Source organism: Nocardia spumae (genome assembly GCF_020733635.1).
GTDB classification, from domain to species: Bacteria; Actinomycetota; Actinomycetes; order Mycobacteriales; family Mycobacteriaceae; genus Nocardia; species Nocardia spumae.
The window spans coordinates 3,110,130-3,125,612 of the sequence record NZ_JAJFZL010000001.1; the positions used below are offsets into that span (position 1 = coordinate 3,110,130).

Annotated in this window: 15 protein-coding genes; 13 read left to right on the forward strand and 2 right to left on the reverse strand. The window is 67.6% G+C overall.

Going from position 1 to position 15,483, the window contains the following annotated elements; genetic code table 11:
- Nucleotides 1-16: 16 nt before the first annotated feature.
- Nucleotides 17-574 (forward strand): adenine phosphoribosyltransferase, encoded by a 558-nt coding sequence (locus LKD76_RS13815; protein ID WP_227985242.1) that lies wholly within the window; start codon nt 17-19, stop codon nt 572-574.
- Nucleotides 575-730: 156 nt separating this feature from the next.
- Entirely contained in the window at nt 731-1,156 is a 426-nt protein-coding gene (locus LKD76_RS13820; protein ID WP_227981714.1) for a hypothetical protein, read from the forward strand.
- Between the two features lie 27 nt (nt 1,157-1,183).
- Here LKD76_RS13820 and LKD76_RS13825 read toward each other — a convergent pair whose 3' ends face one another.
- Complete coding sequence (locus LKD76_RS13825) at nt 1,184-1,414, reverse strand: hypothetical protein (RefSeq protein ID WP_227981716.1); 231 nt, start codon at nt 1,412-1,414, stop codon at nt 1,184-1,186.
- 179 nt (nt 1,415-1,593) lie between these two features.
- Here LKD76_RS13825 and LKD76_RS13830 point away from each other — a divergent pair, with 179 nt between their 5' ends.
- The 3 genes from LKD76_RS13830 (at nt 1,594) to LKD76_RS13840 (ending at nt 6,498) form a co-directional block, all read left to right on the forward strand.
- A complete protein-coding gene (locus tag LKD76_RS13830; RefSeq protein WP_227981718.1) occupies nt 1,594-2,085 on the forward strand; it encodes a nitroreductase/quinone reductase family protein in 492 nt (163 codons plus the stop codon).
- Between the two features lie 180 nt (nt 2,086-2,265).
- Nucleotides 2,266-3,876, forward strand: a complete 1,611-nt coding sequence (locus LKD76_RS13835; RefSeq protein WP_372465804.1) for an ATP-binding cassette domain-containing protein — start codon at nt 2,266-2,268, stop codon at nt 3,874-3,876.
- Nucleotides 3,877-4,203: 327 nt separating this feature from the next.
- Nucleotides 4,204-6,498, forward strand: a complete 2,295-nt coding sequence (locus tag LKD76_RS13840) for a RelA/SpoT family protein (protein WP_305082780.1) — start codon at nt 4,204-4,206, stop codon at nt 6,496-6,498.
- Here the strand turns inward: LKD76_RS13840 and LKD76_RS13845 are convergent.
- On the reverse strand, nt 6,474-7,358 hold the full coding sequence (locus LKD76_RS13845) for a DMT family transporter (protein WP_227981721.1): 885 nt from the start codon (nt 7,356-7,358) through the stop codon (nt 6,474-6,476). The two genes, LKD76_RS13840 and LKD76_RS13845, sit on opposite strands and share 25 nt — an antisense overlap.
- 781 nt (nt 7,359-8,139) lie before the next feature.
- On the opposite strand from LKD76_RS13845, the gene LKD76_RS13850 reads away from it, so the two are divergent.
- The 8 genes from LKD76_RS13850 (at nt 8,140) to LKD76_RS13885 (ending at nt 15,483) form a co-directional block, all read left to right on the forward strand.
- The gene (locus LKD76_RS13850; protein ID WP_227981722.1) at nt 8,140-9,288 is read left to right on the forward strand and encodes a DUF8176 domain-containing protein; all 1,149 of its coding nucleotides are present in this window, start codon (nt 8,140-8,142) and stop codon (nt 9,286-9,288) included.
- Nucleotides 9,289-9,303: 15 nt separating this feature from the next.
- Entirely contained in the window at nt 9,304-10,176 is an 873-nt protein-coding gene (locus LKD76_RS13855; RefSeq protein ID WP_227981724.1) for a hypothetical protein, read from the forward strand.
- A gap of 176 nt (nt 10,177-10,352) precedes the next feature.
- Nucleotides 10,353-10,823 (forward strand): hypothetical protein, encoded by a 471-nt coding sequence (locus LKD76_RS13860; protein WP_227981726.1) that lies wholly within the window; start codon nt 10,353-10,355, stop codon nt 10,821-10,823.
- A gap of 151 nt (nt 10,824-10,974) precedes the next feature.
- Nucleotides 10,975-11,271 carry a hypothetical protein gene (locus LKD76_RS13865; RefSeq protein WP_030513931.1) on the forward strand — a complete coding sequence of 99 codons (297 nt, stop codon included), beginning with the start codon at nt 10,975-10,977 and terminating at the stop codon, nt 11,269-11,271.
- Nucleotides 11,271-11,531, forward strand: coding sequence for a hypothetical protein (locus LKD76_RS13870; RefSeq protein ID WP_025350768.1), 261 nt, complete (start codon nt 11,271-11,273; stop codon nt 11,529-11,531). Before LKD76_RS13865 ends, LKD76_RS13870 begins: the two co-directional genes overlap by 1 nt.
- Before the next feature lie 75 nt (nt 11,532-11,606).
- Entirely contained in the window at nt 11,607-12,443 is an 837-nt protein-coding gene (locus LKD76_RS13875) for a DUF8175 domain-containg protein (RefSeq protein WP_227981728.1), read from the forward strand.
- An 80-nt stretch (nt 12,444-12,523) separates the two neighbouring features.
- Entirely contained in the window at nt 12,524-13,996 is a 1,473-nt protein-coding gene (locus tag LKD76_RS13880) for a hypothetical protein (protein ID WP_227981730.1), read from the forward strand.
- Nucleotides 13,993-15,483 carry an SCO6880 family protein gene (locus tag LKD76_RS13885; protein WP_227981732.1) on the forward strand — a complete coding sequence of 497 codons (1,491 nt, stop codon included), beginning with the start codon at nt 13,993-13,995 and terminating at the stop codon, nt 15,481-15,483. Before LKD76_RS13880 ends, LKD76_RS13885 begins: the two co-directional genes overlap by 4 nt.

Here is a 15,483-nt window from a genome sequence, read left to right on the forward strand (position 1 = left end):
GATGAGTAAGCACACGATGGTGGAAACGGCCGAGTCCGCGGAGGAGAAGATCGTGCGGACTGCGGATGTGGTGGCGCGGCTGACCCGCTGGCACGACGATTTCCCCACCCCCGGTGTGCGTTTCGCGGACCTCACCCCCGTTTTCGCCGATGCCGAGGGCTTCCACGCGGTGATCGAATGCCTGGCCTCGTGCGCGCCCGACGCCGACCTGATCGCCGGCGTCGACGCCCGCGGCTTCCTGCTCGGAGCCGGCGTGGCGGCATTGCTGGGCACCGGTGTGGTCGCGGTCCGCAAGGGCGGCAAACTGCCGCCGCCGGTGCTGTCGCGCGAGTACACGCTCGAATACGGTTCGGCGGCATTGGAAATCCCGGCCGACGGTATCGACCTCACCGATCGCAAGGTGTTGCTACTCGACGACGTTCTCGCCACCGGCGGCACACTGGCCGCGGCGGCGGAGCTCTTCCGTTCAGCCGGGGCGCAGGTCGTCGCGGCGGCGGTCGTCCTCGAAATCGGCGACCTCGGCGGGCGGGCCCGTCAGGGCGACTATCCGCTCACCTCGATCGTGCAGGTGTAAGGCGCGTGTCCGGTTGTGGGCTCCCGACCGGGATCGTTATGCTGACGTGCGGCAAGGGAGCCCGAATGAGCGACGGACGATTCGCATGAACGAATACAGCGGCCATCGCGGCAGCGCCGAAGCAGGCCGTGCCGGGCCGAGGTGGACGGTGCGGCGGTGAGCCGCAGCCGGCGTACCCGGATCGGGGCGGCATTGGCCGGCACGGTCGGCGTCGTATTCATCGTCGGGGCCGCCACTGCAGCGGCCACACCGTCGGTGGCCTTGCGTGGTGGGTCCACCATCACCGCCCGGGTGACGGGTGAGAAGCAGGGGCGGTCCTGCCGGATCAACGCGACCGGAGTGGATATGCCGTGGCGTGCGGTCGGTGGCGACGGTTCGGTCGACCTCGATACCGGCCCGGTCGGTCCGGGCCGCCACAACGCCCACGTCGTGTGTGAGGATCCCCGTCTGGGGGCGGCGTCACAGCGTACGGTCGGCAAGGACGAGGATGTCTTCACGGGCCATTGGGCACCGGCCTTCGAATTCCTCCACCATCACCGCATGGAATTTCTCACTCCGCACGAGCATTCGGCTCGCGGATAACCGCAGGTCGGCAGCCGCCGCCCCGGATCACAGCCGGGCCAGCAGGCGCGCCACGATTCCGGTTACCACGAGCCAGAAGATCGCGGCCAGACCGTAGTTGATGATGACGTCCCAGTCCGGCGAGCCGGTGGCGAACAGGCCGGGGAAGAACAGCGCCAGCGGTTCGGCCAACCCCTTGATGAAGGTGAAGAACCGGTTCGTCTGGTTGGCATCGAAGATCTGCAACAGGATGTAGACGATCTCGATCAGTGCGAGCACGCCGCCGATGGTGCTGACGATCGCCGCCAGTCCACCCGCGCGGTTAGTCCGATAGGTTCTATATCTGTACATACTCGCCGAATACCCGCGTGACGGCGTTGAACGCAGCCGATTTTGTCCAGTGGCCTGGAATTCTCGAATGTGAGCGCTGCTCTTGACAACGGCGCACCCGCCGGTGGATGATAGATCCATCAAGAGAGCAATGCTCACAAAAGCGAGGAGTAGTCGTGAACGCCACCCGGTACATCGCCCCCACCGGTATCGACCCGATCATGAACCGGATGTTCAACGTCCTGCCGAAATGGGGCATCAGCGTGATGGGGTCTCGCCTGCTGGCGGTACGTGGCCGCACCTCCGGGGAATGGCGCACCACGATGGTCAACTTGCTGGAGGATGCGGACGGAGCTCGGTATCTGGTCGCCCCGCGGGGTCGTACACAGTGGGTTCGCAATATCCGCGTCGCCGGCGGGGGTGAGCTTCGGCTCGGACGCAAGACCGAGGTGTTCACGGTGACCGAGGTGGCCGACGCCGACAAGGTTCCGGTGCTGCGGCTGTACCTGAAGAAGTGGGGCTGGGAGGTCGGCAAATTCTTCGAGGGTGTGACCGCGGATGCCACCGACGCCGAACTGGCCGCGATCGCGCCTGGATTCCCGGTCTTTCGAATCAACTGAGCGGCACCGATTTTCATTGCCGGTGGCCGGGGTCGCCGGCGTCGGTACTTGTGGCCGGATGCTCTGTCCGCTAGAGTCTTCAACTCTTGTTCCCGTTGATCGGAGTCGTGCCGTTGCTCTTCTGAGGTAGCCCCCGCGTGGCCCGCCCTCTCGCGCGCCATTCTCGCCGCCCTCAGGAGCATGCACATGTCTATTCCGACCATTTCGCTGTCCGACCTCACTTTCGCGTGGCCCGACGGCACTCCCGTTCTCGACGGGCTCGACGCGGTGCTCGGACCCGGCCACATCGGAGTGGTCGGTAGTAACGGCGCCGGCAAATCCACGCTGTTGCGGCTGATCACGGCGGAACTGCGCCCGGCGCGCGGTTCGGTGACGGTGGCGGGGCGACTCGGCCATCTGCGCCAGGACCTCGGACTGGCGGCGGGGCAGCGGGTCGACGCCGTACTCGGAATCGGTGAGATTCGCGCCGCACTGCACCGCATCGAATCCGGCGCCGCATCCGTGGCCGATTTCGAACGGGTCGGAACCCGCTGGGACATCGAGGAATCGGCGATCGCGCTGCTCGGACGATTGGGGCTGCGGTATCTGGCCGATGACGTGGCACACCTGGATCGGCGCTTGGAGACCCTGTCCGGCGGTGAGACGATCCTGCTCGGCCTGGTCGCCGAACTGCTTCGCGAACCCGATGTGCTGCTGCTCGACGAACCCACCAACAATCTGGATTCCGCTGCTCGCCAACGGCTTTACGAGGTCGTCGACGGGTTTGCTGGAACGGTGCTGACGGTCAGCCACGACCGGGAACTGCTGCGCCGGGCGAGGACGATCGCCGAGTTGCGCCGAGGCGAGATCCGCTGTTTCGGCGGCAATTTCGACGTCTACGAGCAGATCGTCGAGGCGGAGCAGGTGGCCGCGCGTGCGGCCATCCGCGATGCGCGCAGCGATGTCCGCAAGCAATCGCGCGAATTGGTGCAGGCCCGGGTCAAACTGGACCGCCGCCGTCGCTACGGGCAGAAGATGTGGGACACCAAGCGTGAGCCGAAGATCATCATGGCCGAGCGCAAACGTCAGGCGCAGGTGTCGGCGGGCAAACTGCGCAACAACCACATCGCCAAGGTGGAGGAGGCGAAATCGACGCTGGAGCAGGCACAGGAGCAACTGCGCGACGATCGTGAGATCCGGGTCGACCTGCCGGGGACGAGGCTGTACCCGGGGCAGGATGTGGTGGAACTGGACGAGGTCCGGCTGGCGCACGGGCCGGTGGTGTCGCTGCGGGTGCGCGGACCCGAGCGCATCGCTGTCACCGGTCGCAACGGCGCCGGGAAGACGACACTGCTGCACCGGCTGATCGCACAACCGCCGAGGGTGCCCTGGCGGCTGCTGCCGCAGCGGCTCGACATCTTCACCGATGAGCTGTCGCTGTTCGAGAACGTCTCGGCCGCGGCTCCCCGTGCCGAGGCCGAGCGGATCCGCGCACAGCTGGCACGTTTCCTGTTCCGCGGCGCCGACGCCGACGTCGCGGCGGGTGCGCTGTCGGGCGGGGAACGGTTGCGGGCCGCCCTGGCGATGGCGCTGCTGGCCGATCCCGCACCCGGACTGCTGCTGCTGGACGAGCCCACCAATAATCTGGACCTGCCCAGTCTGCGACATCTGACCGAGGCCCTGACCAGCTTCGAGGGCGCCCTGATCGTGGTCAGCCACGACCCGGAGTTCCTGTGCGAGATCGGCACGACCCGGCATCTGGAGCTGACCCGAGGCGGCCTGATCGACCGGTCGTCCGCCGGAACAGGGTGAGCATCGGCCCGCGCCGTCGCCGCGACGGGCACGGGATCGGCCGGGAACCCCGCGGGAGCGAAGCGAAGGCCGAAATTGCGGCATAAAGTGGGAGTTCTGGGCTGTTGAATCGGTCGGCTAGGGTATTTCGATCGAGGCGCGAGAGGTGGTGGCATGACTCAGCATCTGGAGAAGGCGAATGCCGGGAAATCGGAGGCGGGCAGTGATGCCGCATCGGCCTCCACCGGCTCGGCGGATCCGCCCGCCACTCCGGAGGCCCCGCGACCCCCGGCGTCCGGGGCGGGCGCGGGGCAGGGGAGTCAGCAGTCCACCCCGTCACCTCGGAATATGCCTATGCGCCAGCCGGGTGCTCCGACGGCCGCGGTGCCGAGCTCGGCGTCGCGGCGGGTGCGGGCCCGCCTGGCGCGCCGGATGACGGGGCAGCGCGGTATCGCGGCGGTGAAGCCGGTGCTGGAACCGTTGGCGACGGTGCATCGGGAGCTGTATCCGAAAGCCAACCTGCAGTTGCTGCAACGTGCGTTCGATGTGGCCGACGAGAAGCATTCCCACCAGTTCCGCAAGTCGGGCGATCCGTACATCACCCACCCGCTGGCGGTGGCCAATATCCTGGCCGAGCTGGGGATGGATACCACCACGCTGGTGGCGGCGCTGCTGCACGACACGGTCGAGGACACCGGGTATTCGCTGGACGAGCTGACCGCGGATTTCGGGTCCGAGGTGGCGCATCTGGTCGACGGTGTCACCAAACTGGACAAGGTCAATCTCGGGGCGGCGGCTGAGGCCGAGACCATCCGCAAGATGATCATCGCGATGGCGCGGGATCCCCGGGTCCTGGTCATCAAGGTCGCGGACCGTTTGCACAACATGCGCACAATGCGCTTCCTGCCGCCGGAGAAGCAGGCGAAGAAGGCGCGCGAGACGCTCGAGGTCATCGCCCCGCTGGCGCATCGGCTCGGTATGGCCACGGTGAAGTGGGAGCTCGAGGATCTGGCGTTCGCGATCCTGCACCCGAAGAAGTACGACGAGATCGTGCGGCTGGTGGCCGATCGCGCGCCGTCGCGTGACACCTATCTGGCGCGGGTGCGGGCGGAGATCGTGAACACGCTGGCCGCGAGCCGGATCAACGCCATCGTCGAGGGCCGGCCCAAGCACTACTGGTCGATCTATCAGAAGATGATCGTCAAGGGTAAGGATTTCGACGATATCCACGACCTGGTGGGCATCCGGATCCTGTGCGACGAGGTCCGTGACTGCTACGCCGCGGTCGGCGTGGTCCATTCGCTGTGGCAGCCGATGGCCGGGCGGTTCAAGGATTACATCGCTCAGCCGCGCTACGGCGTCTACCAGTCGCTGCACACCACGGTGGTGGGGCCGGACGGTAAGCCGCTCGAGGTGCAGATCCGCACGCAGGATATGCACCGCACGGCCGAGTTCGGTATCGCCGCGCACTGGCGGTACAAGGAGACCAAGGGCAAACATTCCGGCGACGCCGCCGAGGTCGACGATATGGCCTGGATGCGGCAGTTGCTGGACTGGCAGCGTGAGGCCGCGGATCCGGCCGAGTTCCTGGAGTCGCTGCGCTTCGATCTGAAGTCGCCGGAGATCTTCGTCTTCACGCCGAAGGGCGATGTGATCACCTTGCCGCAGGAGTCGACGCCGGTCGATTTCGCGTACGCGGTGCACACCGAGGTCGGGCACCGGTGCATCGGCGCCCGGGTCAACGGCCGGCTGGTGGCGCTGGAACGGCAGCTGGAGAACGGTGAGGTCGTGGAGATCTTCACCTCGAAGGCACAGAACGCGGGTCCGAGTCGCGATTGGCAGAACTTCGTGGTCTCGCCGCGGGCCAAGGCGAAGATCCGGCAGTGGTTCGCCAAGGAGCGCCGGGAAGAGGCGCTGGAGGCGGGTAAGGAGCAGATCTCCAAGGAGGTCCGCCGGTCCGGTCTGCCGTTGCAGCGGTTGATGAGCGTGGACGCGATGTCGGCGCTGGCGCACGAACTGCACTACACCGACATTTCGTCGCTGTACGCGGCGGTGGGCGAGAATCAGGTGTCGGCCCATCATGTCGTGCAGCGCTTGATGGCGCAGCTCGGCGGTGTCGGCGATGTGGAAAACGAACTGGCCGAACGCAGTACGCCGTCGACGCTGCCGGCGCGGCAGCGCACCATCGGTGACGCCGGCGTGGAGATTCCCGGCGCCCCGGGCACGGTCGCGAAGCTGGCGAAATGTTGTACACCGGTGCCGGGCGACGAGATCATGGGTTTCGTGACTCGCGGCGGCTCGGTGAGTGTGCACCGGACCGACTGCACGAACGCGGATTCGCTACGTGCGCAACAGGAACGGATCATCGAGGTCAAGTGGGCGCCGTCGCCGTCGTCGGTGTTCCTGGTGGCGATTCAGATCGAGGCGCTGGACCGGACCCGTTTGCTGTCGGATGTGACGAAGGTGCTGGCCGACGAGAAGGTCAACATCTTGTCGGCGTCGGTGATGACCTCCGGTGATCGGGTGGCGATCAGCAAGTTCACCTTCGAGATGGGCGATCCGAAACATCTGGGACACCTGCTGAACGTGGTTCGCAACGTGGAGGGTGTGTACGACGTCTACCGGGTGACCTCGGCGGCCTGATCGGGCGGCGCCGGGGGTAGTTCGGCCTGGGCCCGGGAGAGCCGTATCGCGGCCACACACATCACCAGGACCGAGGCGATGACGACGAGGGTGCCCACCGTGCCGGTCCGCAGGCGTTCGTCGAGCACGGTGAGGCCGAGAAAGGCCGCGCCGAGGGGTTCGGTGACGGTAAAGGCGGGCAGGGAGGCCGAGAGCGCTCCGACCTGATAGCCACGCTGTTGCAGGTAGAGTCCGATGATGCCCGCGGCCACCAGGGTGTAGGGCTGCCAGCTGGTGACGACCGCGGTGATGCCGTGTCCGAACAGTTCCACCACGTGCTGGGTCAGCGCGGCCGCGACGCCGAACAACAGCCCGGCCGCGGACCCCAGCATCAGCGCCTGCAGTCCGGTGACCCGGATCGTGACCGCGACGACGACCGCGGCGGCGACCAGCCCGAGTACCAGGATCAACGGCCACATCCACTGGTCCCACGGTGCGTCGGAGACTCCCTCGGTCGGGTCGCCGACGATGAGGAAGCAGGCCAGCGCGACCGACAGCGCGAGCGCGTGTGCCCACATCACGGGTGTGACCGGCCGCCGACTGTAATGCGCGGCCAGCGGGAGGGCGAAGACCAGTGCGGTGACCAGGATCGGCTGCACGATGAGCACCGAGCCCAGGGCCAGCGCCACGACCTGGAACGCGAACCCGCCGGCGTCGCCGATGATCCCGGCCCACCACCGCGGGTTCCGGATCAGCTGAGCGACCAGGGCGTCCCCGGCCGGAACGTCGGCGGCCGCGCGTTGCTGGGCGACGGCGGATACGGCGAACAGCAGTGCGCCCACGAACGCGCAGACGACCGCGGCGACGGGAAAATTGCTCACGTGATCAGTCTGCCGCGCGCACGGTTACCTGATCGCATCGGGACCGGTGTGCCCGTGCGATGTGCTGCGCCGACGCGGATATCGCGGTGAGTTGTCCTCGCCCACGGCCGAATTGCGCATTCGCCATGAGATTGCCCGAGCCGGTTCGATAGTGACGTTTCGGACGTACCGTGCGGACCGCCCGAATCCTTCTCGCAGGTAGGAACGTTCGCGCACCGCGTCCGCGGGCGGGTGTGGCCGTGGATGGTAGGCCTGCACTCGGGCTCGGATTCTGTTACGGTTTATTGCGTTTCGGGGCGTGCGCGAGGTCGGCGACAACTCGAATCCACCTGATGATCGCCGGACGGGTCGCAGCGGCACTCGACCCTCAGAACTGTTGCACACAGCGGGTTAAGGGGGTCAGATCGTGCTGACCGTGCTGACGTGCTCGGCAGCGACCGTACCGGTCGCGCCGGGTCTCCGCCGCGGATTCGGTGTATCCGCATTCGTTCCCGCCCCTGTTGTGATCCCCTCATCCTCGCGAATCACGGCCCACGACCTGCGCGGACGTGGTATACGCCGAATCTCGGGACTCCTGTCCGGCGCGTCGAGTTCGTCGAATTCGTCGGGTACGGGACAATTTCCGTTCGGGAAGGGCCTCGGTGACGCCGCACCCGGTGGTGTGCCGTTGGTGAGCTCCCGTGGTGGTACCGCTGACAACAACTACCCGTTCTCCACGAACTGATCGCCGAGAGGGTCCGACGATGCTGCACGACGTGCCCGGCTCCGCGGGGATGAGGGAATGTTGAAGCCGTACAAACAGGTCCAACGATGGTTCCCGGCGCTGGAACCCGAACATGCCGTGCCGACACCCGTCCCGGGTGACTCCGACCCCGTCGACGACGAGGCGGAGCCTGGAGCGGCGCGTTATCCGCACTACATTCTCGACACCGAGCCCGAGCCGTTCGACATCCCGTTCGCCGACGAACCGGCCACGCGACGCAGCGAATTCGTGGGTGGCTGGTCGGATTGGGTCGGCAGGCACGCACCCGGCCCCGACGACGACTATCCCGCCCACGAAGGCGAGGTGGTCCGCCTACCCCGGGAATCCGACGACGGCCGGGCCCGTGGCCGCCGCCGCCCGCGTTCCACCAACGCCGCCGGCGACGATGCGGAGGAGTCCGGTGCGGGTCAATTCGACGCTCACCCGGACGACCTGGACGACCGAGACGACGACGGCACGGAGTGGATCCTGCCCTCGCGGCGCGAGTTCGACGCGGACGACGCGGACGACGAGGACGAGGGGCCCGGCCGGGTCATCCGGCGGGCACCGGGCTCGGCGTCGCCGTCACTGCGCGACTACGTCCGCCCCAGCCCGCTGCGCGTGACGGTGGTTCTTGCGATAGCTGTGCTATTGCTGGCTGTCGCAGGCGGTTTCGCCCTGTACCTGTTGCGGTCCGGCGGTGACAGCACGCAGTCCACCGCTCGGCTACCGCTGCGGCCCGCCGCGGGGGACGACGCGCCGATGCTGCGGTTGACCTCGGCCATCGGCGCCGATCACGTGGCGGTCGTGGGCTCGGCGGGGCACTGTCCGACCGAACGCTCCGATCGTGTCGTGCGCGGCGCCGAGGTCGGTGGCACCGCGTCCGGACCGGACGCCATCCTGTGGTTCCAGCACGCGTTCTACGTCGAGCGGTCCGCCGAGCGTGCCCGCGAAGTGGTGGCGCCGGGTGCGGCGGTGTCGCCCGCCGAGGTGATCCAGCGTGGCATCGCCTCGGTGCCGCTGGGCACCGATTATTGCGTGCGGGTGGTCACATTGGCCGCGGACCGGTATTCGGTGGAGGTGACCGAACGGCGGCCGGGCGCGGGCCCCGCCACTTACGACAAGCAGTTGGTGACCACCACGGTGGTCGGCGGCCGGACCCTGATCACGGGAATCACGGCCGGGTAAGAGGAGAGCAGAGAGATGGGACAGGACTGGAGCCGATGGCTCGACGAGACGTCCGACGCGGACGTCTCGTCGGGTTCGCGACCGCGTGGACGGGCGCCGGTGGTCCGGTTGCGCAAGGGTCGGCGAGACGACGGCGAGGACAGCGGGCTGCCCCGTCCGATTCTGGTCGTCGGTGGCTGCGGCGGTTCCGGAACCACCACGACCGCACTGGGACTCGCGGGTGAGCTGGGCGCCGAGGCCCCCGCCGTGGCCGTCGACGCCACCGTGGCCGGAAGCGATCTGGCGCTGCGCGGCGCCGACGAGCATCTGAGCCCGATCAGCCTGCAACAGTGGCTGTACGGCCGCGGCGACGACGAGCCCGCACCACTGAAGGAGTGCCTGTCCCGCGCCAGCTCGGGTATCGGCCTGCTGTGGCGCGACGCCTCACCGCTGCGGCGGCGAGCGACGTATCTGACCGTGGCCCGTGCGGTCGCGGACGCGGGATTCACCCCTGTCTACGACGGGGGGAACCCCATCGCGGCCCGGCAGCTGCGTCCGTTGCTCGAAGATGCGGAAGTCGCACTGGTACTGGCTATTCCGGCGCGCGCGGATGCCGCCAATCGTTTGCGGGTCACCCTGGAGTGGCTCGACGACGAATTCGGCGGTCACGCGGAAGGGCAGGGTGGCGGCATCGTCGGCGACACGACCATCGTGGTCTCACATCAGTTGCCGGGCAACGACTCTCGAGTCGCCGACCACCTGCGCGAACATCTCACCGGATGGGTCAGCGATATTCGGGAGGTTCCCTACGACCCGCAGCTCGCTCGCGGAGAACTGGTGCGCCACAACGCACTCGACGCCGAAACCCGGAGGGCCTACCGGCGGCTGCTGACGGGGATGGCATCATGACCGCGGCCATGAAGGAACCTCGTCCCTCCGAAAATCCGCCTGCGGCAGGCGTTATCGCACCGGCGGAGTCTCGGCGCGCCCCCATCTGGGACCGCCCGGTTCCCGGTGCCGGACGTGCACCGCTGGTGTGGTTGCTAGGGGTGCACGGCGGCGCGGGAGCCAGTACCCTCGCGCATGTGCTTGCGCCTGCGGCGGATTCGCACCGGCGCTGGCCCGGTGTGTTCGAACGCGAATCACCTTTCGTGGTGCTGGTCGCTCGTGAGACCATCGCCGGGCTGACGCGCGCCCACGATCTGCTGCGTCAGCATCGGGCGGGTCTCGCCGGGCCGAGTGAAGTTCTGGGCCTGATCACCGTCGCCGCGCGCCCCGGCCGCATCCCGGCCGAGATCCGGCGCTATCGCGACGTGGTCGGCGCATTGGCAGGGCAGGTGTGGCAGCTGCCTTGGATCGAGGAGTGGACGCTGGTCGAACCCGATCAGCTGCCGGTGTGGTCGCCGGGCGACCCGCCGCCACAGCAGCGCAAACGCAAACTCGATCCGTTGCAAGAGGTTCCGCACGAGGTGGACGCGCTGGGTATGAGCATCGTCGACCTGGTGCGGGACACGGTCGGTGCCGGTTCGCAGCCGGAGGACAGGGAGCGACGATGACCGATGATTGCGCAGCCGGTCCCCGCCGCGACCGGGGTGCGGGTGATCCGTGCCTCCCCGGGGCTGTCATGACCGCGCCGACAGTTGTATCCGACGGTGTACCTGAGGTACCCGGCTTTGTATTCCGATCACCTATTGAGAAGGACGCTCGATGAGTACCATCCTGGCCGCTGTACACGAGACGTACGGCGTTGTTCTCGCTCAGGTCGGGAATCCGACACCCGAGACGCCGCCGGCCGCCGACAAGTTGATGAAACTGGTCCGCTACTTCACGTGGTTCGTCCTGCTGTCGGGCATCCTGGGCATCACCTATGCCGGCGGCAGGTTCGCCTGGGAGAAGTGGACCGGCGGTGGCCTGGAATCGCCGAAGATGGTGGCGGGCGCCATGATCGGCGGCATCGTCGCCACCAGCGCGGGCACGATCATGAACGCCGTCATCGGATCGTGATGGGCACCGCGATCGTGCTGGCCTACAAGCAGATGCCCGCGGACGTGATCCAACCGATCATGCAGCTGATCAACTGGTTACTGTGGTGCGTGCTGTTGCTGTGCCTGGCCTGGATGATCGTTTCCGCAGGCAGGCTGTGGTCCGCGATGCGAGACGACATGGCAGTCAACGATGCCTCCCACGGCATCGTGATGAGCCTGATCGGCGCCATCGTGGCCAGTTCGGCGAGTGCGATCGCATTGACCTTCCTCCCCGCTTGAGCCGGTGACAGTACTCACTACGCGAGCCGACGACATGAACGGCGGCAACGATATTCGACGATCGGAGGTGACCGCATGAGCGATAAGAACGACACCGGGGAACGTGGCGTCTCCTTCGGCGTCGTCGCCTCCGCGGCGGTCCTCGCCCTGATCGTGATCGTCGGCATCTTCATGTACGTCGGCCGAGATACCTCCTCGCCCGGACCCGTACCCCGGCAACCGGATTCGGCGCCCTCACCGGCGGCCGGTTCGGGTGCTACCGGATTCGCCGCACCCGACGTGGATCTGTTCGGCCGCCGGGTCGATATTCCGAACAACCCTGCGGGGCAACCGCTTCCGCAGAATCCATCGCAGGAGCACGGTTCGTCGGATTCGGACTGGCTGACTGCGGCGCCCGCCGGCACCACCGAACAACGTGGCTGGCAGCGGGTCTACGGCGCCTCGGTGCCGTTCTCCACCAGCGACGGCCCCACCCGTATCGACGAGAACGGTCTGGCCGTCGGGTATTCCCACACACCGCAGGGGGCGGCTTTGGCTGCGGCACAGATCACCTACCGGCTCAACGCGCGACCGGGCAACCGCGATCTCTACGTTCGCCAGGTCCGGGTCTCGGCCCAGCAGATCGCGGCCTACGACAAGGCGCGTGGCAGCGGCAAACTGCCGGAGCAGCAACCGGATCGAATCACCCGGTACCTGGTCGCACCGGATGCGTTCCAGATCGAGAACTACGCCGACGATATGGCGATCGTCCGGCTGGCCGCGCGCGGACCGGTCAACGACGGCAAGCAGGTGTGGGCAGCGATCCGGCTGATCATGGTGTGGGACAACGGGGATTGGCGGCTCAAACCCGCCGATTCCGGCACCGGCGGCAACCAGTACGTCGACACACTGCAGGGGTGGACCCGATGGTGACCACCACATTTGTCGGAAAGGCACGAAAGTCAGCCGATGGTCCGGATCGATTCCCAGCGACGCATCGAGGAGTGGATCTCATGGTGAGGCGCATCGTCACGATCCTCGCGGTCGTGTTCACCGTCATGATCGCGACGCCGACGGTCGCCTACGGGCAGACCTACGGATTCGATCAGACCTGCAACGAGATTCACGACAATCTCGACGGCCTGGGCCTGCCCGGAGCCTCTCTGGGTGACGCCGCCTCCGCGGCGTGCAAGGCCGGTAACGCCGCCACCCACCCGGGTGATGCCGCGAACGCGGTCAAGGACAAGGCCTGGGACTCCACCTTCGGCAAGGTGGTCGACTCGCTGATGAACGGTCTCGGGCAGGCCTTGATCCTGGCCCTCACCTTCTGGATGAAGGTGCCCAACGAGCGAATCAGCAACGGCGGGGAGTTGTTCCAGCGGATCAACGACTACACGTATCAGGCGCAGATTCTGTTGCTGATCGTGTCGGTGATCCTGTCCGGCGCCAGATTGGCCGAGGCCAGACGGGGTGCGGCACTGAGTGAGGCCGCCGAATCGTTCCGCATGTTCGCCAGAGTGGTGTTCAGTTCCTGGATGCTGGGCGCGGTGATCGTCGCCGGGACGCAGGCGTCGGACCGCTTCTCGCAGTGGGTGATCGAGGATGCCACGAACGGCAATGCCCGCAGCCTGGCCGAGTTGATGATCAAAACCTCGAAACTGCAGGCGTTCTCGCCGGGTCTGGTTCTGATCATCGCGATCGTCGGCCTCCTCGGCGCGCTGGCGCAGATCGTGCTGGCCATCGTCCGCCAGGGCATGCTGGTCGTAGCGGCGGGCGTGCTGCCTCTCGCGGCGGCGGCGTCGGGGACGAGTACCGGCCGGCAGGCGTATCCGAAGCTGATCGGCTGGATCATCGCCTTCATGCTGTGGAAACCGGTGGCCGCGATCGTCTACATGATCGCGTTCGTGACCGCCGGGGACACCAACCAGACCACTCCGACCTCCGGTCTGCCCAATGCCGATCAGGCACAGCGCATGCTCGTGTCGATCGTGCTGCTGTGCAGTGTGGCATTCGTGCTGCCCGCCCTCATGCGGCTGGTCCACCCAGCGGTGGCGTTCGTGGGTAGCGGTGGTTCCGGTCTCGCCGCCACCGGTGCGGTTCTGCTCGGCGCGGCCGCACTCGGCGCGGTCGGCACCAAGGCGGTCGGCGTGCGGGGTCAGGCCGCGGCCGGCGCGCCCGGATATGTCGGCCGTGGCCGTGGTCAGCGACCGCCCGGCGGTACCGGCCGCGGTGGCGGCAGTCCGCGTCCCGTGCCACCCCGTGGCCCACGGCCGGGCGGCGGCGGGCAGCAGGCGCCCGCGAGTCCGCGGGCGCCCGGCGGTGCCGCGCAGGCATCATCCGGCGCGTCGCGGGCCATGAACAACATCGCGACCGCCCGCGCCGCGGGCGCGAGCCTCAATCGCGCGGACGAGGCGATGGGGGATATCGCCGGTGACCGGTGGGCCAACCGCGCACCCGACCTCGGCAGGAGCACCATTCCACGATGACGACGACCGATACCTACGAGCACCGCTCGTACGGGCTGTGGCAGAAACCCCGCAGCGCGGGTCTTTTCGGACTGCGCTGGGGCGAGACGGTGCTCGGCTTCGTGGTCGTCATCACCGCGCTGCTGACGGCCCTGGTCGCCGGACCGAAACCGGCGCTGTTCGTCGCCGTCATCGGCGTGGTCGTAATGGTTCCACTGGTATGGCGGACGGGGGGCCGCTCCGGTTACGAGACGGGATTGATGATGTTCCATTGGTTGCGCGGCCGCAGCAAGGGCGAGCATGTCTATCGCGGTGGCCGCTTCTCCCGCATCCCCGGGGGCGTGGCTCGCCTGCCCGGACTGATGGCGCCCTCGCGCCTGTACGAGGGCATCGACGCGGGCGGCTACAGCTTCGGCATGATCCACCTTCCCCAATTCGCCCAGTACACAGTCGTACTGCGGGCCTGGCCGCAGGGCCACGAAGCGGTCGACCAGCCGGTGATCGATCGGTGGGTCGCCGCGTGGGGCACATTCCTGGCCTCGCTCGGCCAGACCTCCGACATCATCGCGGTCGTCCCAGTGATCGACACGGTGCCGGAGACCGGAAACCGGCTGCTGACCGAGGTTTCCACGATCACCCGGCCGGAGTCGCCGGCGTTGGCCCAGCAGGTCATGTACGAGCTGGCCACCGAATTGCCCCAGGAGCGGGTGCAATTGCTGCCCCGGGTGGCGATCACGTTCAAGGCCACCACCGCCGAGCGTCGCAAGAATCCCGCCGAGGAAGCCGTCGAGATCGGCCGTCGCCTGCCCGGCATCTGCGCGGCGCTGGCCGAAGCCGGTGTGCGGGCTCAGCCGATGTCGGCCGACGAGGTGATCTCGTTCATCCGACGCAGCTACGACCCGGCCGCGCAGGCCGACCTCGAGGTCGCCTCCGGTGAGGCCGGCGGGCACGGGCTGGACTGGGCCGACGCCGGCCCGATCTCGCACGAGGAGCGCTGGGATCAGTTCATCCACGACGGTGGTCGTTCGGTGACGTGGGAAATGGATGCCGCACCCGAGGGCGCGGTGGACGAGCGGGTGCTGCAGCGCCTGCTGGCACCCAATCCCGAAGTGCCGCGCAAGCGGATCGCGATCGTCTATCGGCCGCATTCGGCCGCGGACGCTGCCGAGATCGTCGATGACGACTACAAGAACGCACTGGTCGCGCAGCAGAGCGAGCGAGGCGTCGTGTCGGCGTCGGCGACACTGCGGGTGGGAGCCACCCAGCAGGCCCGCGAGGAACAGGCCCGCGGTCACGGTGTGACCCGGTTCGGTGCGCTGGTCACGATCACCGAACCCCTGCGCGGCGATCTGCCTCGGATCGAGGCGATTACACGCGACTTGTCCACGCAGGCCCGGTTGAAGATCCGGCGATGCTACCGCTACCAGGCCGCGGCCTTCGCGGCCTCGCTCGGCTGCGGGGTGATCCTGCCGGAACACGCGAGTATTCCGAAAGCATTGGCGGGGTGA

Coding starts and splice junctions, on each gene's coding strand:
- LKD76_RS13815 (WP_227985242.1), top strand. CDS start 17: ATGGTGGAAACGGCCGAGTCCGCGGAGGAGAAGATCGTGCGGACTGCG.
- LKD76_RS13875 (WP_227981728.1), top strand. CDS start 11,607: ATGAGCGATAAGAACGACACCGGGGAACGTGGCGTCTCCTTCGGCGTC.
- LKD76_RS13885 (WP_227981732.1), top strand. CDS start 13,993: ATGACGACGACCGATACCTACGAGCACCGCTCGTACGGGCTGTGGCAG.
- LKD76_RS13835 (WP_372465804.1), top strand. CDS start 2,266: ATGCACATGTCTATTCCGACCATTTCGCTGTCCGACCTCACTTTCGCG.
- LKD76_RS13855 (WP_227981724.1), top strand. CDS start 9,304: ATGGGACAGGACTGGAGCCGATGGCTCGACGAGACGTCCGACGCGGAC.
- LKD76_RS13880 (WP_227981730.1), top strand. CDS start 12,524: ATGGTGAGGCGCATCGTCACGATCCTCGCGGTCGTGTTCACCGTCATG.
- LKD76_RS13850 (WP_227981722.1), top strand. CDS start 8,140: ATGTTGAAGCCGTACAAACAGGTCCAACGATGGTTCCCGGCGCTGGAA.
- LKD76_RS13865 (WP_030513931.1), top strand. CDS start 10,975: ATGAGTACCATCCTGGCCGCTGTACACGAGACGTACGGCGTTGTTCTC.
- LKD76_RS13830 (WP_227981718.1), top strand. CDS start 1,594: ATGATAGATCCATCAAGAGAGCAATGCTCACAAAAGCGAGGAGTAGTC.
- LKD76_RS13870 (WP_025350768.1), top strand. CDS start 11,271: ATGGGCACCGCGATCGTGCTGGCCTACAAGCAGATGCCCGCGGACGTG.
- LKD76_RS13840 (WP_305082780.1), top strand. CDS start 4,204: ATGCCTATGCGCCAGCCGGGTGCTCCGACGGCCGCGGTGCCGAGCTCG.